16 protein-coding genes are annotated in these 20,219 nt (G+C 71.3%); 9 read left to right on the forward strand and 7 right to left on the reverse strand.

Annotated elements, in window-relative coordinates; all coding sequences use genetic code 11:
• The first annotated feature begins 294 nt into the window (after positions 1-294).
• From AB0I06_RS25655 to AB0I06_RS25675, 5 genes are read left to right on the forward strand one after another with little or no spacing between them, the layout of a single operon-like run.
• On the forward strand, positions 295-3,390 hold the full coding sequence (locus AB0I06_RS25655) for a nitrate- and nitrite sensing domain-containing protein (protein WP_363121187.1): 3,096 nt from the start codon (positions 295-297) through the stop codon (positions 3,388-3,390).
• On the forward strand, positions 3,387-3,818 hold the full coding sequence (locus AB0I06_RS25660; protein WP_363121188.1) for a roadblock/LC7 domain-containing protein: 432 nt from the start codon (positions 3,387-3,389) through the stop codon (positions 3,816-3,818). Before AB0I06_RS25655 ends, AB0I06_RS25660 begins: the two co-directional genes overlap by 4 nt.
• Before the next feature lie 9 nt (positions 3,819-3,827).
• The gene (locus AB0I06_RS25665; RefSeq protein ID WP_363121189.1) at positions 3,828-4,223 is read left to right on the forward strand and encodes a DUF742 domain-containing protein; all 396 of its coding nucleotides are present in this window, start codon (positions 3,828-3,830) and stop codon (positions 4,221-4,223) included.
• A gap of 24 nt (positions 4,224-4,247) precedes the next feature.
• A complete protein-coding gene (locus AB0I06_RS25670) occupies positions 4,248-4,613 on the forward strand; it encodes a hypothetical protein (RefSeq protein WP_363121208.1) in 366 nt (121 codons plus the stop codon).
• The gene (locus AB0I06_RS25675; protein WP_363121190.1) at positions 4,594-5,199 is read left to right on the forward strand and encodes an ATP/GTP-binding protein; all 606 of its coding nucleotides are present in this window, start codon (positions 4,594-4,596) and stop codon (positions 5,197-5,199) included. Before AB0I06_RS25670 ends, AB0I06_RS25675 begins: the two co-directional genes overlap by 20 nt.
• A gap of 81 nt (positions 5,200-5,280) precedes the next feature.
• Here the strand turns inward: AB0I06_RS25675 and glpK are convergent, their stop codons facing one another.
• From glpK to AB0I06_RS25695, 4 genes are all read right to left on the reverse strand, one after another.
• Positions 5,281-6,798 (reverse strand): glycerol kinase GlpK, encoded by a 1,518-nt coding sequence (gene glpK, locus AB0I06_RS25680; protein WP_363121191.1) that lies wholly within the window; start codon positions 6,796-6,798, stop codon positions 5,281-5,283.
• Between the two features lie 19 nt (positions 6,799-6,817).
• Complete coding sequence (locus tag AB0I06_RS25685) at positions 6,818-7,612, reverse strand: MIP/aquaporin family protein (RefSeq protein ID WP_363121192.1); 795 nt, start codon at positions 7,610-7,612, stop codon at positions 6,818-6,820.
• A 1,128-nt stretch (positions 7,613-8,740) separates the two neighbouring features.
• Positions 8,741-9,931: a lipid-transfer protein gene (locus tag AB0I06_RS25690; protein WP_363121193.1), complete on the reverse strand. Its 1,191-nt coding sequence runs from the start codon at positions 9,929-9,931 to the stop codon at positions 8,741-8,743.
• Complete coding sequence (locus AB0I06_RS25695) at positions 9,928-10,353, reverse strand: zinc ribbon domain-containing protein (RefSeq protein ID WP_363121207.1); 426 nt, start codon at positions 10,351-10,353, stop codon at positions 9,928-9,930. The genes AB0I06_RS25690 and AB0I06_RS25695 overlap by 4 nt, the downstream gene beginning before the upstream one ends.
• 182 nt (positions 10,354-10,535) lie before the next feature.
• Here AB0I06_RS25695 and AB0I06_RS25700 point away from each other — a divergent pair, with 182 nt between their 5' ends.
• Both AB0I06_RS25700 and AB0I06_RS25705 read left to right on the forward strand, forming a co-directional pair.
• Positions 10,536-11,342 (forward strand): M15 family metallopeptidase, encoded by an 807-nt coding sequence (locus AB0I06_RS25700; RefSeq protein ID WP_363121194.1) that lies wholly within the window; start codon positions 10,536-10,538, stop codon positions 11,340-11,342.
• A 47-nt stretch (positions 11,343-11,389) separates the two neighbouring features.
• Positions 11,390-11,926: an NUDIX domain-containing protein gene (locus AB0I06_RS25705; RefSeq protein WP_363121195.1), complete on the forward strand. Its 537-nt coding sequence runs from the start codon at positions 11,390-11,392 to the stop codon at positions 11,924-11,926.
• A 25-nt stretch (positions 11,927-11,951) separates the two neighbouring features.
• Here the strand turns inward: AB0I06_RS25705 and AB0I06_RS25710 are convergent, their stop codons facing one another.
• Entirely contained in the window at positions 11,952-14,318 is a 2,367-nt protein-coding gene (locus tag AB0I06_RS25710) for a glycoside hydrolase family 31 protein (protein ID WP_363121196.1), read from the reverse strand.
• Between the two features lie 210 nt (positions 14,319-14,528).
• On the opposite strand from AB0I06_RS25710, the gene AB0I06_RS25715 reads away from it, so the two are divergent.
• On the forward strand, positions 14,529-16,496 hold the full coding sequence (locus AB0I06_RS25715; RefSeq protein WP_363121197.1) for an acetoacetate--CoA ligase: 1,968 nt from the start codon (positions 14,529-14,531) through the stop codon (positions 16,494-16,496).
• A 154-nt stretch (positions 16,497-16,650) separates the two neighbouring features.
• Entirely contained in the window at positions 16,651-17,541 is an 891-nt protein-coding gene (locus tag AB0I06_RS25720; protein ID WP_363121198.1) for a hypothetical protein, read from the forward strand.
• A 72-nt stretch (positions 17,542-17,613) separates the two neighbouring features.
• On the opposite strand, the gene ptsP is transcribed toward AB0I06_RS25720, so the two are convergent.
• Both ptsP and AB0I06_RS25730 read right to left on the reverse strand, forming a co-directional pair.
• Positions 17,614-19,284: a phosphoenolpyruvate--protein phosphotransferase gene (ptsP, locus tag AB0I06_RS25725; RefSeq protein WP_363121199.1), complete on the reverse strand. Its 1,671-nt coding sequence runs from the start codon at positions 19,282-19,284 to the stop codon at positions 17,614-17,616.
• 77 nt (positions 19,285-19,361) lie between these two features.
• Positions 19,362-19,811 (reverse strand): PTS glucose transporter subunit IIA, encoded by a 450-nt coding sequence (locus tag AB0I06_RS25730; protein WP_363121200.1) that lies wholly within the window; start codon positions 19,809-19,811, stop codon positions 19,362-19,364.
• Between the last annotated feature and the right edge of the window lie 408 nt (positions 19,812-20,219).

Genomic DNA, 20,219 nt, shown 5'->3' on the forward strand with positions numbered 1-20,219 from the left:
TCCCCCCCCGTTTCCCATGAGGTAGGACGAACAACTCCTCACGAAGATTCCCGGAAAACGAAAAATTTCAGCCAACCACCCTGGCCGGTCACAGGGATTGCCTCACACCCTCACCACCGGTTTCGGGGAGACAACTCCCCTAATGCCCGGACAACTCCCGACGCCTCGCGGCCCGCACGGAAGTTCAGGCTCCGGGCCGGTCTTCGAGTTCCCCGCGGGTCGGTAGTAGGCTCGCGCCGTTTGTTGACGCACATGTGTACCCCGGGTAGCCGGGGGCCCGAGCTGGGGGAGGCCATGCGCTTTCGCGGGAAGTCCATCCGCCGGAAGATCGTGGCGCTGCTCCTCGTGCCGCTGGTGTCCCTGACCGCGATCTGGACCTTCGCCACCGTGCTCACAGGACGCGAGGCGGCCGACCTGTTCAACGTGTCGTCCGTGGTGGAGAAGATCGGCTACCCCATCGAGGACACCGTCCGCGTCCTCCAGGAGGAACGCCGCCAGACCCTCGTCCACCTCGCCGACCCCCGCGCCTCCGACGGTCTCGCCGCGCTCCGCCGCAGCCGGACCGCCACCGACGAGGCCGTCGGCAGCATCCGTGAGAACGCCCGGAACCCGGACGTGCGCGACGCGATGGGCGCGGAGACCGACGAGCGGCTGACCGCGGTCCTGGACGCCTTCGACGGCATCGAGTCGCTGCGCCGCAGCGTCGAGGACGGCACCGTCAACCGCACCCAGGCCCTCGACCTCTACAACCGGCTCGTCGACCCCTGCTACGTCCTCCTCGCCAACCTCCACGTCGTCGACAACATCGAACTGGACAAGCAGTACCGCGCGCTGGTCAATCTCGCCCGCGCCCGTGAACTGCTCTCGCGCGAGGACGCCCTCCTCGGCTCCGCCCTGATCGTCGGCCGGATCTCCCACTCCGAGGAGCGCGCCGTCTCCGACCTCGTGGCCCAGCGCACCCTGATGTACGACGTCAACCTGCCGCTGCTGCCCGTGGCCGAGCGCGACCGCTACCAGAGCTTCTGGAGGAACGCCTCCTCCGCCCCCCTGCGCGTGGCCGAGCGGGCCGCCGTCTCCTCCCGGACCGGGACGCCCCGGGGCGTCTCCGCCAAGAGCTGGGACAGCGCCGCCGGCAACGTGCTCGACGAGCTCGGCACCCTCAACGACCAGGCCAACGACCGCTATCAGGACCGCGTCCACCCCGTCGCCGTCGGCGTCATCGCCAAGGCGGTCGTCGCCGGCGCTCTCGGCCTGATCGCGCTCCTGCTCTCCCTCTTCCTGTCCGTACGCGTCGGCCGCACCCTCATCCGCGATCTGCGGCAGCTGCGTCTGGAGGCCCACGAGGCCTCCGGAGTGCGGCTCCCGAGCGTGATGCGCCGCCTCTCGGCGGGGGAGCAGGTCGACGTCGAGACCGAGGTCCCGCGCCTCGAATACGACAAGAACGAGATGGGCGAGGTCGGCCAGGCCCTCAACACCCTCCAGCGCGCCGCCGTCGAAGCCGCCGTCAAGCAGGCCGAGTTGCGCGCCGGCGTCTCCGAGGTCTTCGTCAACCTCGCACGCCGCAGCCAGGTCCTGCTCCACAAGCAGCTCACTCTGCTCGACGCCATGGAGCGCCGCACCGAGGACACCGAGGAACTCGCCGACCTGTTCCGCCTCGACCACCTGACCACCCGCATGCGCCGGCACGCCGAGGGCCTCGTCATCCTCTCCGGCGCCGCGCCCTCCCGTCAGTGGCGCAAGCCCGTCCAGCTCATGGACGTCGTACGCGCCGCCGTCGCCGAGGTCGAGGACTACGAGCGCATCGAGGTCCGCCGCCTCCCGCGGATCGCCATCAGCGGCCCGGCCGTAGCCGACCTCACGCACCTCGTGGCCGAGCTCCTGGAGAACGCCACCGTCTTCTCGCCGCCGCACACCGCCGTCCAGGTCCTGGGCGAGCGCGTCGCCAACGGCTTCACGCTGGAGATCCACGACCGCGGCCTCGGCATGGCCGCCGAAGCGCTCCTCGACGCCAACCTCCGGCTCGCCGAGACGCCGGAGTTCGAGCTCTCCGACACCGACCGGCTCGGCCTGTTCGTGGTCAGCCGACTCGCCCAGCGGCAGAACGTCCGGGTCTCCCTCCAGCCCTCCCCCTACGGCGGCACCACCGCCGTGGTCTTCATCCCCGACGCGCTCCTCACGGACGACGTGCCCGACACGAACGGCATCGGGTTCCGGCTCGACCGCCCCCGACTCGCGCCGGACAGCGAGCCGCAGGACAACCGCCGCGCCGCGCTGTCCCAGACGTCCGCCCAGCGCCCCGGCCTGCCCGCCTCGCTGCTGGACGGTCCGGTGGAACTGGAGGCACCCGTCGGCCTGGACACCCTCGGCGGCTTCCCCGGCGCCGTCGAGGACGAGGACGGCGAGCACGGCGGCCTGTTCCGCCCCCGCCACTCGCCCACCCACGCCCCCGACGAGACGGCGGTGCGCCGCGCCGATCCGCGCCGCGAGCCCGCGGACGCCCGGGGCGCGGGGGAACGGACCGACGGCGAGGAGGGGCTGAGCGCTCCGGTCCCGCTGTCCCGCCGCCACACCCCCAAGCTCGTCAGTTCCCACGGCCGTCCGGTCACCGGGCAGCGTGCCCGGCGGGGGAGGACGGACGAGGAGCCGACCACGACCACCGGCCGGACCGAGCCGGGTCCCGCCTCCGCGCTCCCGCAGCGCCGCCGCGGCGAGGAGCCCGTCTCCGGCCGGCCGGGATCCGAGCCGGGCTCAGGACGGTCCGGATCCGAGCCCGCCTCCGCCCTCCCGGCCCGCCGCCGTACCGAGGGCTCCTCGCCCGGCGGCCGTCGCGGCGAGGACCGGCCGGACACTCCGCCGCCCCTGCCCGCCCGCCGTCGAGGAACCGATTCCGCCCGCCGTGGCGTCGGCGCCGCCGACCGCGCCGAGGACCACTCCGGATCCCCGGTCCCGCCCGGCAGCCCCCTCGGTGACCGGTCGGAGCCGTCCGCTCTGCCCAGGCGGACCCGCCGCGCGGAGATCGCGGCGAGCGGCCCGCACGGGCCCGACCGCCTCTCCGGCTCCACGGCCCAGACCACCGGCGGCCCCTCCCTCCCCGAGACCGGCTCGGGCGCGGCGAGCGGCGACACCGGCTCCGCACCCCAGCCGGGCTCCGGCACCACGCCGCTGCCCCGGCGCGTCCGGCAGGCCAACCTGGCCCCGCAGCTCAAGCGGAGCGCGCAGCCGCGTGCCGACGACAGAACCGAGACCGTCGAACGCGACGCCGACGAAGTCAGAAGCCGCATGGCCTCGCTCCAGCGCGGCTGGCAGCGCGGCCGTGAGGAGAACGCCGCGGGCGAAGCAACCCCCAGCGGCACAGCACCACAAGGAACGACAGAGGGGGACGGTCGATGACCGCACCGAAGCCGACCGGCCACACGACCAACACGGGCGAGCTGAACTGGCTCCTCGACGACCTGGTCGACCGCGTCGCGAGCATCCGCAAGGCCCTCGTGCTCTCCGGCGACGGACTGCCGACGGGTGTCTCCAAGGAACTGACCAGGGAGGACAGCGAGCATCTCGCCGCCGTCGCCTCCGGGTTCCACAGCCTCGCCAAGGGCGTGGGACGCCACTTCGAGGCCGGCAACGTCCGCCAGACGGTCGTCGAACTCGACGACGCCTTCCTGTTCGTCACGGCGGCCGGCGACGGCAGCTGCCTGGCCGTCCTCTCGGACGCCGACTCGGACGTCGGCCAGGTGGCCTACGAGATGACGCTCCTCGTGAAGCGGGTGGGCGCGCATCTGGCCGCCGCCCCACGCACCGATCTGCCCGCAGGCGGGTAGTGGGATGACATGAGCGCTGACGGTCAGGGAAGAAGCCACTGGTTCGACGACGAGGCCGGACCGGTCGTCCGTCCGTACGCCATGACCCGCGGCCGCACCAGCAGCCAGGGCCAGCACCGCCTGGACCTGATCGCGGTCGTGGTCGCGGAGCCGCACGCGGACGACCCGGAAGCGGACCACATGCTCTCCCCGGAGCACGTGGACATCGTCGGACTGTGCCGCGACGACCCGCAGTCGGTCGCCGAACTCGCAGCGGAACTCGACCTGCCCATCGGGGTGGTACGGGTCCTCGTCGGAGATCTCGTGGACGCGGAGTTCGTCCATGTGAACCGGCCCGTACCGCCTGCCGAGCTGCCGGACGAGAGCATTCTGCGCGACGTGATCAACGGCCTCCGGGCGCTGTGAGCAGCGTGGGAACGGGGTACTGACATGACCGGCCGGCAGTTCCGGGACACTCGGGGCGACACCTTCACCGACGTCGTCGCCCCGCACCCGGACGCCCGGCCGCTCACGCGCGAGCCACTCCCGTCCGGCCCCGCACACCATGCCGGCGCCGCGGTCGAACGCCTCCGTGCCGAGGAGCGCCCGGACTTCTCCTGCGCCGCCCTCGACCCGCACGCACACCTCGCCGCCCCGGCTGATGGCACCATGACCGGAACCGGCGGCAGCCACAGCGCGGACGTCGTCACCGGCGACCGACTCCTCATCGAAAACCCAGGCGGCACGGGCTACGGCCCGCCGTCGCCCGACCCCCATCAAGCAGGAGAAGAGATCGATGATCTTCGGGCGTTCTGAGCGCGGCAAGCCTCCGGTCGAGCCCGTCACGCTCAAGATCCTGGTGGCCGGCGGCTTCGGCGTGGGCAAGACCACGCTCGTCGGCGCGGTCAGCGAGATCAGACCGCTGCGCACCGAGGAGCTGCTCACCGAGGCCGGGCGCCCGGTCGACGACATCAGCGGCGTGGAGGGCAAGCACACCACCACCGTGGCCATGGACTTCGGCCGCATCACCCTCCGCGAGGACCTGGTGCTGTACCTCTTCGGCACTCCGGGCCAGGAGCGGTTCTGGTTCATGTGGGACGAGCTCTCGGAGGGCGCGCTGGGGGCCGTCGTGCTCGCCGACACCCGCCGCCTGGAGGACAGCTTCGCCGCCGTCGACTACTTCGAACGGCGTTCCATACCGTTCCTCGTCGGCGTCAACTGCTTCGAGGGTGCCCCCCGCTACCCGATCGAGGACGTCCGCCAGGCCCTCGACCTCGACGAAGGCGTGCCGCTGATGATGACCGACGCCCGTGACCGGGAATCGGTCAAGGAAGCGCTCATCGGTGTCGTCCAGCACGCCATGGCGTACGCGGCCGACCGCCGTGAGGCCGTGTCCGGCTGACACCGCCCCCGCCCGAGCGGCCCGCACCCCGCTGCACGGGGTACGGGCCGTCGTCGGACCCGGCGCTGCACGCGCGCGTGGTCAGCTGTCGCCCTCCTCCCAGCCGAAGCTCTTCTCCACGGCCTTGCGCCAGTTGTGGTACTCGCGGTCCCGCACGGACGCCTCCATGTTCGGCGTCCACTCGACGTCCTTCTGCCAGTGCGCCTTGAGTTCGTCGAGGTCGTTCCACACCCCGGTGGCCAGACCGGCCGCGTACGCGGCCCCCAGACATGTCGTCTCGGAGACCTTCGGCCGTACCACCGGCACGTCGAGCACATCGGACTGGTGCTGCATCAGCAGGTTGTTCTTCGTCATGCCGCCGTCGACCTTCAGGGTGGTGATGTGCACTCCGGAGTCCTGGTACATGGCGTCCACGACCTCGCGCGTCTGCCAGCTCGTCGCCTCCAGCACCGCGCGCGCCAGGTGCGCCTTCGTGACGTAACGGGTCAGGCCGGTGATTACGCCCCGGGCGTCGGAGCGCCAGTACGGCGCGAACAGGCCCGAGAACGCCGGCACGATGTACGAGCCGCCGTTGTCCTCCACACTGGCCGCCAGGGGCTCGATCTCGTCGGCGGTACGGATGATGCCGAGCTGGTCGCGGAACCACTGGACCAGCGCGCCCGTGATGGCGATCGCGCCCTCGAGGCAGTAGACCGGCGCCTCGGTGCCGATCTTGTATCCCATGGTCGTCAGCAGACCGCTCTTCGACGGCACCGGACGGCTGCCGGTGTTCAGCAGCAGGAAGCTGCCCGTGCCGTACGTGTTCTTCGCGGTGCCCACGTCGTAGCAGGCCTGGCCGAACACCGCGGCCTGCTGGTCGCCCAGCGCGGAGGCCACGGGGACCCCGGCGAGCTGGCCGACGGCGGTGCCGTAGACCTCGGAGGAGGACCGGATCTCGGGCAGCATGGCCTCGGGGACGTTCATCGCCGACAGGATCGAGGGGTCCCACTCCAGGGTCTCCAGGTTCATCAGCATGGTGCGCCCGGCGTTGGTCACGTCGGTGACGTGCTGCCCGCCGTCCGTCCCGCCGGTGAGGTTCCAGATCAGCCAGGAGTCCATCGTGCCGAAGGCGATCTCGCCGCGCTCGGCACGCGCCCGCAGGTCGGGCACGTTGTCGAGCAGCCAGGCCGCCTTGGGCCCCGAGAAGTAGGTCGCCAGCGGCAGACCCGTCTGCTCGCGGAAGCGGTCCTGCCCGTCCGAGCCGCCCAGCTGGTTGCAGAGCGCCGCCGTCCGCGTGTCCTGCCAGACGATCGCGTTGTGTACCGGCTTGCCCGTGGCGCGGTCCCACAGGAGGGTCGTCTCGCGCTGGTTGGTGATTCCCATCGCGCTCAGCTGCTCGGCCCGCAGACCGGCCTTGGCCAGTGCTCCCGCCACCACGGCCTGCACCTTGGACCAGATCTCCGTGGCGTCGTGCTCCACCCAGCCGGGTTTCGGGAAGATCTGGCGGTGCTCGCGCTGGTCCACGGCGACGATCGCGCCGTCCTGGCTGAAGACGATGCAGCGGCTCGACGTGGTGCCCTGGTCGATGGCTGCGACGTACTTCGCGGAGTTGTCCGTCATGGCTACCCCTTCGGCTGGTTCAGAAGGCTGCGTTGTAGATGACGCCACCCAGCAGGCCGCCGATCAGCGGACCGACGACGGGGATCCACGAGTAGCCCCAGTCGGACGTGCCCTTGTTCTGGATCGGCAGGATGGAGTGGATGATGCGCGGCCCGAGGTCACGGGCCGGGTTGATGGCATAGCCGGTGGGGCCACCGAGGGACAGGCCGATGCCGACGACGAGCAGGGCGACCAGCAGGATCGCGATGCCGGACCCGTAGATGCCCTCCTGGCCGGGGATCAGTCCGATGCCGATGCCCTCGACGTGCCGGTTGTTGCCCACCAGGGCCAGGAGCGGCAGCACCAGGGCGATGGTGGCCAGGATCTCGGTGATCAGGTTGGCCACCGGGTTCCGGATCTCGGGGATCGTGGAGAAGATGCCCAGCGTCGGAACCGGTTCGTCCACGGTGCCCTCCGTGGTGCCCGTCTGCCGCACATTGGCCCGGAACTGGGCCAGGTAGACGAGGTAGCACAGGACGGCCCCGATCATGGCGCCGGTGAGCTGCCCCAGCACATAGATCCAGACCTTGTCCCACACGCCGGTGTCGACGGCGAGGCCGAGGGTGACGGCCGGGTTGAGGTGCCCTCCGGAGAGGGGAGCGGCGGTGTACGCGCCTGCCAGCACGCCGAAACCCCAGCCGAACGCGATCACCACCCACCCCGCGGCCCGCGCCTTCGAGAACCTGAGGGTGACGGCGGCACACACCCCGGCACCGAACAGGATCAAAATCGCCGTGCCGATCATCTCGCCGACGAAAATGTCTCCGTTGCTCATGGCGGCTCCTCAGCCCTGGCCCGGGACGATCCGCCCCGGTCCTCACCTGCAAGGTGCGTTTCCCGTGGCTACGTCAGCCGGAGGCGGGAGGTCCCGCGCCCCGCCCGGCTTCCGTGACGAGCGTGCCGTGGCAGCCGAACCGCCCGTGGGGGACCGGGCCTTGGCGCAGGCGCATCAGCGCGCCGCAGTGCCGGATTACGCCGCGTATGTACGGCGATGTCGACTGACACCGGAAGTGTTCACCGGCGCCAAAGGGGCGTCAAGGCAGCCGACCGCAACGGATGACGGCCGTCCGACGGCCGCCGGGCTCTTGCCGGGCCAGGGGGGCCGGTTGCTCGGCCACGGCGGTGCCCGGTCGCGTCGTTGTTCAGATCTGGTCCGGACCCGCGCGGGCCTCGAGAGAGCCGCGCGAGGCACTTGTGATGGCGTCCGGCCTCCACCGGGCTCCGCCCGAGGGCGACATCCCGGCCACACCCGACTCCTCGCTTGCTACCGTCCAGGATCCACCTGACCTGGCGGCTTCTCAACCGCAGGAGCTCCGACGACGCCGTCGCGCCTGCTCCGCCCGGCGGTGCGACCCCGCCCAGACAGTGGCACGGCCCTGGCACAACCCAGGATCCCCACGCCCCCGGGCTCCGCCTGAGCGAGTCGGACGGAGGGCTTGGTGGCGTCCTGGCGGCCCGGGCAGGTCCTGGCAGGCTCAGGGTTTCCCACGCCCCGGGAAGCCGGACGCGAGGTGTGTTCCGCCGCCCGGCTCGAACGGCGGGTCACGCTTTGGCACGGCCCTGAAAGCCGCACGACCCTCGTGCCCCGAGCCACCCGCCCGGCAGCCGCACCGCGCCCGGCGTCGCCGCCCCGCCACCACCGACCGCCATCTCCCCGAGCAAGATCAAGGGCCCGTCCCGAGAACCGGACCGAACCACCACCCGCGCTCGTCTCTGCTCCACACCGTCCACGGCGTCGAGCAGCCCCGGCTCGTCACACGGCGACCGCGTCACCGCCCGGCGCGCCGGCAAGGAAACGTCCGGGCACGGCCTCGTGCAGTGAGCGCAGCCGCCCGGGTCCTCGATGGCCCGGGGAACACGTAGCGAACAACGGAAGCCCGAATCCGCACCGGGCTGTCACCGCTCACCGCACCGCGATCACCGCCGACCCGTGCCCGAACAGCCCTTGGTTCGCGGTGATGCCCACGCGCGCCCCCGCGACCTGCCGGTCACCCGCCTCACCCCTCAACTGCCACGCCAGCTCACACACCTGGGCGATCGCCTGCGCCGGAACGGCTTCTCCGAAGGAGGCCAGTCCGCCGCTGACGTTCACCGGTATGCGCCCGCCCAGGGCCGTCGCCCCGTCCCGCAGCAGCTTGACGCCCCCGCCCGCACCACACAGCCCCAGGTCCTCGTACCACTGCAACTCCAGGGCGGTGGACAGGTCGTAGACCTCGGCGAGCGACAGGTCCTCCGGTCCGACACCCGCCTCCTCGTAGGCGGCGCCGGCTATCGAACTCCGAAAGGTCCGGTCGGGTGGATCCACCGCCGCCGCGGAGTCGGTGGCGATGTCCGGCAGATCCAGCACGGTGTTCGGGTAACGCGGTGTCACGGTGGACACGGCCCGGATCCGCACCGGCCGCGCCTGCCCGTGCCGACGCGCGAACTCAAGGCTCGAGAGCACCAACGCCGCCCCGCCGTCCGAGGTCGCACAGATGTCCAGTAGCCGCAGCGGGTCGGCGACGACGGCGGAGGTGGCGACCTCCTCCGCGGTGACGCGGTCGCGGTAGCGCGCGAGGGGATTCAGCGCTCCCATCGCCGAGTTCTTCACCTTCACCTGAGCGAAGTCGTCCGGTGTATCGCCGTGCTGAGTCATGCGTCTGCGGGCGTACAGCCCGAAGTACACGGGGTTGGTCGCCCCGAGGATCCGGAACCGCAGCCAGTCTGGGTCGTCGGGCCGGTCCCCGCCCGCAGGACGGAAGAATCCCTTGGGGGCGGCATCGGCCCCCACGACGAGCACCACATCGGCGAGCCCGGCGAGAATCCGGGCCCGCGCGGTGTCGATCGCCTGCGCCCCGGACGCGCACGCCGCGTACACGCTGGTGACCCGCGCCCCCTGCCAGCCCAGTGCTTTCGCGAACGTCGCCCCGGCCACATATCCGGGATAACCGCCACGCACCGTGTCCGCCCCGACCACCGCGTCGACGGCCCGCCACTCCAGCCCCGCGTCGGCGAGCGCCGCGCGGGCCGCTGTGACGCCGTACTCCACGAAGCCGCGCCCCCACTTGCCCCACGGGTGCATGCCCGCGCCGAGAACCGCCACGTCCTCCGTCATGCCCCCACCCCCGTCGGCCGCCAGTGCCAGGTCGTCCAGGTCGTCTCCGCGTCCATATGGAGCACGCCGGGCACGACCTCCACCTCCATGCCCACCGCCAGACCGGCGACGGTGATCCCGGGAGCCGCCTGTCCCAGGACCACCATCCGCTCGGCCTCCAGCTCCACAGCGATCAACGTGCACGGCTCCCACGGAAGTTCCGGATCGGTCACGTAGGGTGACGGCGGCCGGTAGCGGCTGTCCGTGAACGACCAGACGCGCCCGCGTCGCGAGAGAGGGATCTCCTGCAACGCGCCACCCGCGCAGTCCGGGTTGCGGCAGTGATGGTCCTCGCGAGGGAAGAAGACCGAGGCGCACGCCGCACAGCGCGTGCCGATCAGCCGGAAGTCGTCCTCGTCCCCGGCGAACCACCCCGCCACCACAGGTGTCCGTACACGCGTCACAGCGCCCTCCCGCAGACCGCGTCCGGTAAATCTGACGGCACGTCAGGAGTCTGCCACGCGTCGTCGGAAATCGGCAGGCCGCGTGCCCGGGACCGGCGCGCACGCGCCACGGAGCACGCGGTCCCTTTCCCGGCGCTCCCGTTGCTGATAGACGCAGGTGCATGACACGACTCACCACGGTGGCACGCGTGCTGCTCACCGCCGTCACCGTCCTGCTGACGGCGACCGCCCCCGCGACCGCGCGGCCCGGCACCGACTCCAAGGCGCCGAAAGACTTCGTGGCACTCAGAAGCGTGGACCCGACGATCCTCCAGGAGATGCGCTACATCACCCCGCACAACTTCGTGGGCGAGCGCATCGACGGCTACGAGCAGCCCCTGTGCATCCTCACCCGCCCCGCCGCCGAAGCCCTCCACCAGGCCCAGCGCCGGCTCCTGCGCAAGGGCTACTCGCTCAAGGTGTACGACTGCTACCGGCCGCAGCGAGCCGTGGACCACTTCGTCCGCTGGGCCGAGGACCTCGAAGACGAGGCCATGAAGGGGGAGTTCTACCCGAACGTCGACAAGACCCGCCTCTTCGCCGACGGGTACATCGCGGCGAAATCCGGCCACAGTCGCGGGTCGACCCTGGACGTCACCCTCGTCCGACTCCCGGCGAAACCGACCCGGCCCTACCGCCCCGGGGAGCCCCTGGTGCCGTGCTTCGCGCCCCGGAGCGAGCGGTTCCCCGACAACTCGATCGACATGGGGACCGGCTTCGACTGCTTCGACACCCTCTCGCACACCCTCGACCCGCGCATCCAGGGCCGGCAGCGCGCCAACCGGCTGCTGCTCAAGAGCACCCTGCAAGGCCTCGGCTTCGTGAACCTGGCCGAGGAATGGTGGCACTACACCTTCAAGCCCGAGCTCTATCCGGACACGTACTTCGACTTCCCCGTGTCCAGGAAGTCGCTGGCAGGCGCTCACTGAGCCGCCTGCCCGAGGCGCCCTCTCCGTGATCGGCTACAGTCCGCCGCGTGTCCGAAACTCAGCACTCCGCTCCCAACTCCGCACCGAACTCACACTGTTCGAGCTGCGGCGCGCCCTACGGAGAGGGCCTCACCGGCTGGCCCCGCACCTGCCCCGCGTGCGGCGCCGTGGCCTACCGCAATCCGCTCCCGGTCGCGGTGGCCCTCCAGCCCGTGTACGACACCAAGGGCACCGCCCTGGTCGTCATCACCCGAACCATCGCTCCCGCGCGCGGGGGCATCGCCCTGCCCGGCGGCTACATCGACGACCGGGAGGACTGGCGGCAGGCCGTCATACGCGAGCTCAGAGAGGAAACCGGCATCGACGCGGCCGGCCGGGACGTACGGCTCGTCGACGCGATGAGCTCGCCCGACGGGCATCTGCTGCTCTTCGGCCTCCTCCCGGAACGCCCGGCCGAAGGCCTGCCGCACTCCACCGCCACCGACGAGACGGACGGCTGGCACCTCCTGCGCAGGCCGGAAGAGCTCGCCTTCCCCCTGCACACCCTCGCGGTACGGGCCTGGTTCGAGGGCCGGTACATCTAGGCCCGCCGCCTCCGCCCTCAGTCCCTCAGTCCTCACCCACCCCGCGGACGCGCACCCGGTAGGGCGGCGCACTGTCGCCGTCCTCACCCTCCCGCTCGACTATCACCCGCGAACCCACCCACCGAGCGGTGTAGCGCTCGATCTCCGGCTCGTCCCACCCCTCGCCCCCGTCCGGCACGACCAGACCGCCTCCGGTCCGTCCCCGGGCGGGCGCCCACACCTCCAGCTCCAGCCCGCCGTCCTCCCCACGTACCGGAAGCACGGCACCCGCGCGCGCGAACACCGGGATCCGCGACAAGGGCGCGTCGACGAGGACCCGACCGGGCCCCTCGTACGCCCGCCCCGTGGCGGTGTCGTACCAGCGCCCCCGCGGCAGCCGCACCGCACGCCGGTCGGCGCCGGGGTCCAGCACCGGCGCCACCAGCAGACTGTCACCGAGCAGGAAGGCGTCCTCGCAGTCACGCAGTGCCCGCTCCTCCGGCGCCGCCCACCACAGAGGCCGCACATAGGGCGCACCGGTTCGCCGCGCCAGATGCGCCAGCGTCACGAAGTACGGCAGCAGCCGCCGGCGTTCGACGAGCGCCACGCGCGCGTGCCCCAGCACCTCGTCACCGAACTCCCACGGCTCCCTGCGCCCCGCCCGCAGACTCGCGTGCGTACGGAACAGCGGCAGATACGCGCCCAGCTGGAACCACCGCAGATACAGCTCGGGGGAGGGATCCCCGTCGAAGCCCCCGATGTCCGGGCCCGAGTACGGGACGCCACACAGCCCCAGGCCCATCACCAGGGCCAAAGACGCCCGCAGCCCCGGCCAGCCGGTGGCCACGTCCCCCGACCAGGTGCCTCCGTAGCGCTGCATGCCGGCCCACCCGGAGCGGGAGAACACAAACGGCCGCTCCTCGGGCGCGAGCCTGTGCAGACCCTCGAAGCCAGCCCTGGCCATGCACAAGGCGTACACATTGTGCGCCTCACGATGGTCACCGCCCCGCCCCTCCAGGGAGTGCCGGGCCGAACGGGGCAGCGTCGACTCCCCGAAGGCGGCGAACGACGTGGGCTCGTTCATGTCGTGCCAGAACCCCGAGAAGCCCTGGGCGAGCCGCTCCTCGTAGAGGCCGCCCCACCACTCACGCACGCGCGCGTGCGTGAAATCGGGGAACACCACCTCCCCGGGCCACGCGACCCCCTCCACGACCTCCCCGCAGGCGCCCCGCACGAACGCCTCCTCGGCCACACCGCCGTCGTACACGGCGTTCCCGGCGAGCGCCCGCACCGCCGGATCGACGACCGACACCAGCCGGACGCCGTCCCGCCGCAGTTCCTCGGCCAGCACGGGCAGCTTCGGAAAGCGGTCCTGGTCGACGGTGAACACCTGATGCGCGTCCAGGTGATCGATGTCCAGGTGCACGGCGTCCAGTGGCAGACCATGCTCCACATAGCCCGCGACGATCCGCCGCACCTCCTCCTCACCGCCCGATCCCCACCGCGCGTGATGGTGCCCCAGAGCCCACGCGGGCGGCAGCGCCGGTGCCCCGGTAAGCGACGCCCAGGCGAGCAGCACGCGCGCGGGAGTCCCCACCATCACCCAGCAGCGCAGCGGACCGCCGTCCATCCGCAGCTCGCTCGTCCCCGCACGGTCGTGCCCGGAACCCGCGCCCTCCTCACCCTCCCGCAGTGTCACCGTGCCGTCCCACGAGCTGTCGTGGAACACCAGATGCGTACCGCCGTCGGACACCACCACCTGCACCGGCATCGTGATGTACAGCGGATCGTCCCCGGGTGTGAAGGCACGCCCCGGATCGGTGTTCCACAACCGGTACGTCCCGTCCCTCAACCGAGGCCCCGAAGCCCGCCCGCCGAGCCCGAAGAACCGCGCGTCGGCGCTCACCTCCGAGCGCTGCATCCACCGCGCCGGGCCGCCGCCGACCGGCTCCCACCAGCGCGGCGGCAGATCACGCCGCAGGGTCACCCCACCGGGAGTCAGCACCTCGACCGCGCCGTGCCGCGAGATCACGACTGTCACCCGCTCGGCCACCACGCGCCAGCCGCCGTCCTTGTCCGGCTCCAGCACCGCCCGGGGATCCGGCTCGGGGCAGCGGCCGGCCAGCGCGTACGACGGCTCGGGCCCGGCTCCGTCCCAGCCCCAGAACACCGCCCCGTTCACGGCGACGAGAACCCGCAGCTCCGACCGGCTGAACCGGACGACACCGCCCCCCGGCCCCGGCTCCGCGTCCCGCACGGGCCCGGGCACCCGCGCCCGTTCCGCCCCCCGCACCGGCAGCCCGGTGGCGTCGGCCCGGCGCCTGCGCCACGCTGCTCGTACGGTACGCACACCCTGCGCCGCCCCCACCGAACCCACCGCTTTCACCGAACGCACCAGGTCACGACCGTTCATGCTGCTCACCCTGTCATTGACCGTCCCGCGCAGGGGTGTCGTTCAACTGCCGTTCACCCGTGCCAGGACCACATCTTCACGACACGGACTATGTGGGGCGCACCCTGGTGCCGAAGTCGATCACATGGCATTGTCCGTGCCAGCCGCTCACGCGCACACCCCAGCCCGTGCGCGGAGGACGCACACGACGCGCACAGTCCGGGAGCCGACATGTCGACCGAGAGTCCCCAGCCGCTCTGGCAGCCAGACCCCGAGCGCATCGCCCGCGCACGGATCACCAGGTTCCAGGCCTGGGCCGCCGAGCACCACGGCGCCCCCGCCGAGGGCGGCTACCCGGCCCTGCAGCGCTGGTCCGTCGACGCTCTGGACACCTTCTGGAAAGCCGTCACGGAGTGGTTCGAGGTCCGCTTCTCGAGCCCCTACGCGCGCGTGCTGGGCGATCGCTCGATGCCGGGCGCCCAGTGGTTCCCCGGAGCGACCCTCAACTACGCCGAGCACGCCCTGCGCGCCGCCGGCACCCGCGCGGACGAACCGGCCCTCCTGCACGTCGACGAGACGCACGAACCACGCCCCGTCACCTGGGCCGAACTGCGCCGCCAGGTGGGCTCCCTGGCCGCCGAACTGCGCGCGCTCGGCGTACGCCCCGGCGACCGCGTCAGCGGCTACCTCCCCAACGTCCCGCAGGCCGTGGTCGCCCTCCTCGCCACAGCCGCGGTGGGCGGCGTCTGGACCTCTTGCGCGCCCGACTTCGGCGCCCGCAGCGTCCTCGACCGCTTCCAGCAGGTCGAACCCGTCGTGCTCTTCACCGTCGACGGCTACCGCTACGGCGGCAAGGAACACGACCGACGCGACGTCGTCGCCGAACTCCGTCGCGAACTGCCCACCCTGCGGGCCGTGATCCACATCCCGCTCCTCGGCACCGAGGCACCCGAGGGCGCCCTGGACTGGTCGGCCCTCACCTCCACCGACACGGACCCCGTCTTCGAGCAGGTGCCCTTCGACCACCCCCTGTGGGTGCTCTACTCCTCCGGCACCACCGGCCTGCCCAAGGCCATCGTCCAGTCCCAGGGCGGCATCCTGGTCGAGCACCTCAAACAGCTGGGCCTGCACTGCGACCTCGGCCCCGAGGACCGCTTCTTCTGGTACACCTCGACCGGCTGGATGATGTGGAACTTCCTCGTCTCCGGCCTGCTCACCGGCACCACGATCGTCCTCTACGACGGCAGCCCCGGCTACCCCGACACCGGCGCCCAGTGGCGCATCGCCGAACGCACGAAGGCCACCCTCTACGGCACCTCGGCCGCCTACGTCATGGCCTGTCGCAAAGCCGGTGTCCACCCGTCCCGCGACTTCGACCTCTCTGCCGTCCAGTGCGTCGCCACCACCGGCTCACCCCTGCCGCCCGACGGCTTCCGCTGGCTCCACGACGAGGTCCGCGACGACCTGTGGATCGCCTCCGTCAGCGGCGGCACCGACGTCTGTTCCTGCTTCGCCGGCGCCGTGCCCACCCTCCCCGTCCACGTCGGCGAACTCCAGGCCCCCTGCCTCGGCACCGACCTCCAGTCCTGGGACCCGGGCGGCAACCCCCTCGTCGACGAGGTCGGCGAACTGGTCGTCACCAACCCCATGCCGTCCATGCCCATCCACTTCTGGAACGACCCCGACGGCAGCCGCTACCACGACAGCTACTTCGACACCTACCCCGGCGTCTGGCGGCACGGCGACTGGATCACCCTCACCGCCCGGGGATCCGTCGTCATCCACGGCCGCTCCGACTCCACGCTCAACCGGCAAGGCGTCCGCATGGGCTCCGCCGACATCTACGAAGCCGTGGAACGCCTCCCCGAGATCAAGGAGTCCCTGGTCATCGGCATCGAGCAGCCCGACGGCGGCTACTGGATGCCCCTCTTCGTCCACCTGGCCCCCGGAGCCGTCCTCGACGAGGCCCTGCGCGACCGCATCAAGCAGACCATCCGCGAGCACCTGTCACCACGACACGTCCCCGACGAGATCATCGAAGTCCCCGGAGTCCCGCACACCCTCACCGGCAAGCGCATCGAGGTCCCGGTCAAACGGCTCCTCCAGGGCACCCCGCTGGAGAAGGCGGTCAACCCGGGCTCCATCGACAACCTCGACCTGCTGAACTTCTACGAGGACCTGGCCCGCAAACGCGCCTGACACTACTGCACGTCACCGCCCTGACGGGGACGCAGGTCACGAGGGACATGGTCGTGACCTGCGGCTTCTCCTGAATCCACTGTCTCCCCCCTGCATTGTCAGTGCCGCCGGTTACTGTGAGTGAGCATTGATCGACCGTGCACAGGGGGAACCAATGGCGCACACCGACCACCGGACCATGCGACGCGTCCTGCGCCGCGAAATCGCCGGCACCATCGGCCTGCTGACCGACGAGCACGACTTCCGGGCCATGCGGCGCTACCGCAGCTTCGCCTTCGACGACCACGCGACCTACCTGAAACAGGTCGAGGGCCTCCTCAAGACCCGAGCCCTCCAGGGCAGCCACACCACCGTGGCCCTCTTCGACCCCGAGGAGTACGCCGAGTTCTGCACACGGCATGACCTCGACCCCGACAGTCCGTCGAGCCGCACACGCTTCACCGCGCACATCGCGCTCACCGGCCCGACGCTGCCCTACGACGGCCGGCCGCTGGCCGACCTCCTCCCGACCCTCGTCGACGAGGCCGTCCGCCACGCCACCTGGGAGTACGCGACCACCCTCCTCGCCCGTCTGGGCGCCTGCGCCACCTGCGGCGAAGACATCGGACGGGCAGCCTTCACCCGAGCCTCGGACCTCCTCGTCCGCATCCTCGACACAGCCCCGCCCGGCCACCGCCACCTCGTCTGCAGCGTCACCGGACCGCCCGAACCGCTCCTCGCCGCCCTCCACACCACCGACGACGGCGACGAACTGAAACTCGACGAGACCGAAGCCCTGGAATTCACCACCGTCTTGGCGCTCGGCCTCGCCACCGACAGCCCCGGCGGACTCGTCGTCCGCGCCAGCGCCCCCGGCACACCCGACCGCGTCTACGGCTGGCGCATGCGCGCACGCGGACTCGAACCCCTCACTGCGGGAGAGGTCTTCGACGCCTACTGCACCGACGTGGAATCCGGAGACCTCATCTCCCCCGAATCCAACGTCGACTACTGCGCGCCGCCCGACCTCGGGGAGCAGAAACCCACCCGGGGACACCAGCACTGAACGCGCGAGGGGCGCCCCACCTCACCAGGTGGAGCGCCCCTCGCCGAGCGGTCGCAGGCCGTCACGCCAGGCCTACTCGCCCGACAGCACCGCCTGCGCCGCACTGCGCGCATCCTCGGCACTGTCCGTCGCCCGCGCCGCCGCGGCGGCCCGTTCGCACTGCGCCAGCGTGTACTTCGCGAGCGTCGCCCTGACATAGGGAATCGACGCGGCGCCCATCGACAGGGAGGTGACACCCAGACCCGTCAGGACACACGCGAGCAGCGGGTCGGACGCGGCCTCACCACAGACACCACAGCTCTTGCCCTCGGCCTTCGCCGCCTCGGCGGACAGCTGCACCAGGTCGAGCAGGGCGGGCTGCCACGGATCCTGCAGACGGGACACCGCACCCACCTGACGGTCGGCGGCGAACGTGTACTGCGCGAGGTCGTTCGTCCCCAACGACAGGAACTCGACCTCCTGGAGGATCGAGCGAGCCCGCAGCGCCGCCGACGGGATCTCGACCATCGCACCGAACTTCGCCCGCAGGCCGGCCTCACGACAGGCGTCCGCGAACGCCCGCGCATCCGTACGGTCCGCGACCATCGGGGCCATGACCTCGAGGTAGACCGGCAGCCCCTCCGCGGACTTCGCGAGCGCGGTCAGCTGGGTGCGCAGGACGTCCGGGTGGTCGAGCAGCGTCCGCAGTCCCCGCACGCCGAGGGCCGGGTTCGGCTCGTCGGCCGGCGTGAGGAAGTCGAGCGGCTTGTCCGCGCCCGCGTCCAGCACGCGCACCACGACACGCCCCTCGGGGAACGCCTCGAGCACCTGCCGGTACGCGGCGATCTGCTTCTCCTCGGACGGCGCCTGCTTGCTGTCGTCCAGGAAGAGGAACTCCGTACGGAAGAGCCCGACACCCTCGGCGCCGGCCTCGACTGCGGCCGCCACGTCAGCGGGACCACCGATGTTCGCGAGCAACGGCACCTTGTGACCGTCCGCCGTGGCGCCGGGCCCGGTCGAAGCCGCCAACGCGGCCTTCCGCTCGGCGGCGGCTGCCTCCAGCTGCGCCTTCTTCTCGTCGCTCGGGTTCACGAAGATCTCCCCCGTGCTGCCGTCGACGGCGATCATCGTGCCCTCGGCGATCTCACCGGCACCCGGCAGCGCCACCACGGCCGGCACACCGAGCGCACGCGCCAGAATCGCACTGTGGCTGGTCGGCCCGCCCTCCTCGGTGACGAAGCCGAGCACCAGCGTCGGGTCCAGCAGCGCGGTGTCGGCCGGGGCGAGATCACGGGCGACGAGGACGTAGGGCTCGTCGCTGTCGGGGACGCCGGGCATCGGCACCCCCAGCAGACGGGCGACGATACGGTTCCGCACGTCGTCGAGGTCCGCCACGCGACCGGCCAGGTACTCACCGGCACCCGCCAGCAGTTCGCGGTAGGAGGCGAACGCGTCGTACACCCCGCGCTCCGCCGTGCTGCCCACGGCGATCCGCCGCTCCACGTCGGCCATCAGCTCGGGGTCCTGGGCCATCATGGCCTGCGCCTCGAGCACCGCCTGGGCCTCGCCTCCGGCAAGGTTGCCGCGCGCCATCAGGTCGGCGGCCACGGCCTCCACGGCCTTGCGGGCGCGCCCCTGCTCACGCTCCGCCTCCTCCGCCGGGATCTGCTTCGCAGGCGGTTCCAGCACCGCCGTTCCCATGTGCCGAACCTCGCCGATCGCCACACCGTGGCTGACGCCGACGCCTCGCAGCGTTGTCTCCATCTCACCCGTCCCGATAGAGCGGCGAGCCCCGCCGCCGCGTTGGTTGTCCTACTCGCCGCCCTACGACGGCACTGACGTCACTTCCAGAGGAAGAGGCTGTCGCCGGCCTTCACTTCGCCGTCGACGCGAAGATCGGAGAGAGCTTCGGCGGTGGCCTCCAGGGCCACGACCGGGCACACCGCGGACTTGCCGGCGGCCTCGACGGCAGCCGGGTTCCAGCGCACGACGCCCTGACCGCGCGTGACGGTGTCCCCCTTGTTCACGAGCAGCTCGAAACCCTCGCCGTTGAGCTGCACGGTGTCGATGCCGAGGTGGGTGAGCACGCCGTGGCCGTTCTCGTCGACGACGACGAAGGCGTGCGGGTGCAGGGAGACGATGACGCCGTCCACGGGAGAGACGGCCTCGGAAGGCTCACGTACGGGGTCGATCGCTGTGCCCGGGCCGACCATGGCCCCGGAGAAGACGGGATCCGGCACGGCTGCCAGTCCGATGGCGCGTCCTGCGAGCGGGGACGTCACGGTGGTCATGGGAGGCCTCCCAGGGGTGGAGATCGATAGGGCCGTCTCTGTACGTACCGACGGCACACTGTTCAGCAGCGTATGTCACCTGAAGTGCCGGTTCCGCGCGAGCACTCCGAAGTGGTCTAGACCATACCCCACACGGATTTGCCCCCGCTCCACGGCCGCGTGTACAGTCGTACTCCTGCTTGGGGCTGAGCGACGCACCTTCGCGTCCTGGCCGGGCAGCAACCAACTTGTCAGATCCTATCTCCGGGTCGCTTTCTGCATGCTTGCAGGACGGTGGTCAGGAGGCCGGAAAAACACTGATAGAGTTTGGAACACCGAAGGGAAGCCCGGAGGAAAGCCCGAGAGGGTGAGTACAAAGGAAGCGACCGTTCCTTGAGAACTCAACAGCGTGCCAAAAGTCAACGCCAG

This window comes from Streptomyces sp. NPDC050674 (assembly GCF_040654575.1).
Taxonomy (GTDB): Bacteria; Actinomycetota; Actinomycetes; order Streptomycetales; family Streptomycetaceae; genus Streptomyces.

What these genes read in the sequence shown, in the direction of transcription:
- AB0I06_RS25655 (WP_363121187.1), top strand. Translation starts at nt 295, where the DNA reads ATGCGCTTTCGCGGGAAGTCCATCCGCCGGAAGATCGTGGCGCTGCTC.
- AB0I06_RS25660 (WP_363121188.1), top strand. Translation starts at nt 3,387, where the DNA reads ATGACCGCACCGAAGCCGACCGGCCACACGACCAACACGGGCGAGCTG.
- AB0I06_RS25665 (WP_363121189.1), top strand. Translation starts at nt 3,828, where the DNA reads ATGAGCGCTGACGGTCAGGGAAGAAGCCACTGGTTCGACGACGAGGCC.
- AB0I06_RS25670 (WP_363121208.1), top strand. Translation starts at nt 4,248, where the DNA reads ATGACCGGCCGGCAGTTCCGGGACACTCGGGGCGACACCTTCACCGAC.
- AB0I06_RS25675 (WP_363121190.1), top strand. Translation starts at nt 4,594, where the DNA reads ATGATCTTCGGGCGTTCTGAGCGCGGCAAGCCTCCGGTCGAGCCCGTC.
- glpK (WP_363121191.1), bottom strand. Translation starts at nt 6,798, where the DNA reads ATGACGGACAACTCCGCGAAGTACGTCGCAGCCATCGACCAGGGCACC.
- AB0I06_RS25685 (WP_363121192.1), bottom strand. Translation starts at nt 7,612, where the DNA reads ATGAGCAACGGAGACATTTTCGTCGGCGAGATGATCGGCACGGCGATT.
- AB0I06_RS25690 (WP_363121193.1), bottom strand. Translation starts at nt 9,931, where the DNA reads ATGACGGAGGACGTGGCGGTTCTCGGCGCGGGCATGCACCCGTGGGGC.
- AB0I06_RS25700 (WP_363121194.1), top strand. Translation starts at nt 10,536, where the DNA reads ATGACACGACTCACCACGGTGGCACGCGTGCTGCTCACCGCCGTCACC.
- AB0I06_RS25710 (WP_363121196.1), bottom strand. Translation starts at nt 14,318, where the DNA reads ATGAACGGTCGTGACCTGGTGCGTTCGGTGAAAGCGGTGGGTTCGGTG.
- AB0I06_RS25715 (WP_363121197.1), top strand. Translation starts at nt 14,529, where the DNA reads ATGTCGACCGAGAGTCCCCAGCCGCTCTGGCAGCCAGACCCCGAGCGC.
- AB0I06_RS25720 (WP_363121198.1), top strand. Translation starts at nt 16,651, where the DNA reads ATGGCGCACACCGACCACCGGACCATGCGACGCGTCCTGCGCCGCGAA.
- ptsP (WP_363121199.1), bottom strand. Translation starts at nt 19,284, where the DNA reads ATGGAGACAACGCTGCGAGGCGTCGGCGTCAGCCACGGTGTGGCGATC.
- AB0I06_RS25730 (WP_363121200.1), bottom strand. Translation starts at nt 19,811, where the DNA reads ATGACCACCGTGACGTCCCCGCTCGCAGGACGCGCCATCGGACTGGCA.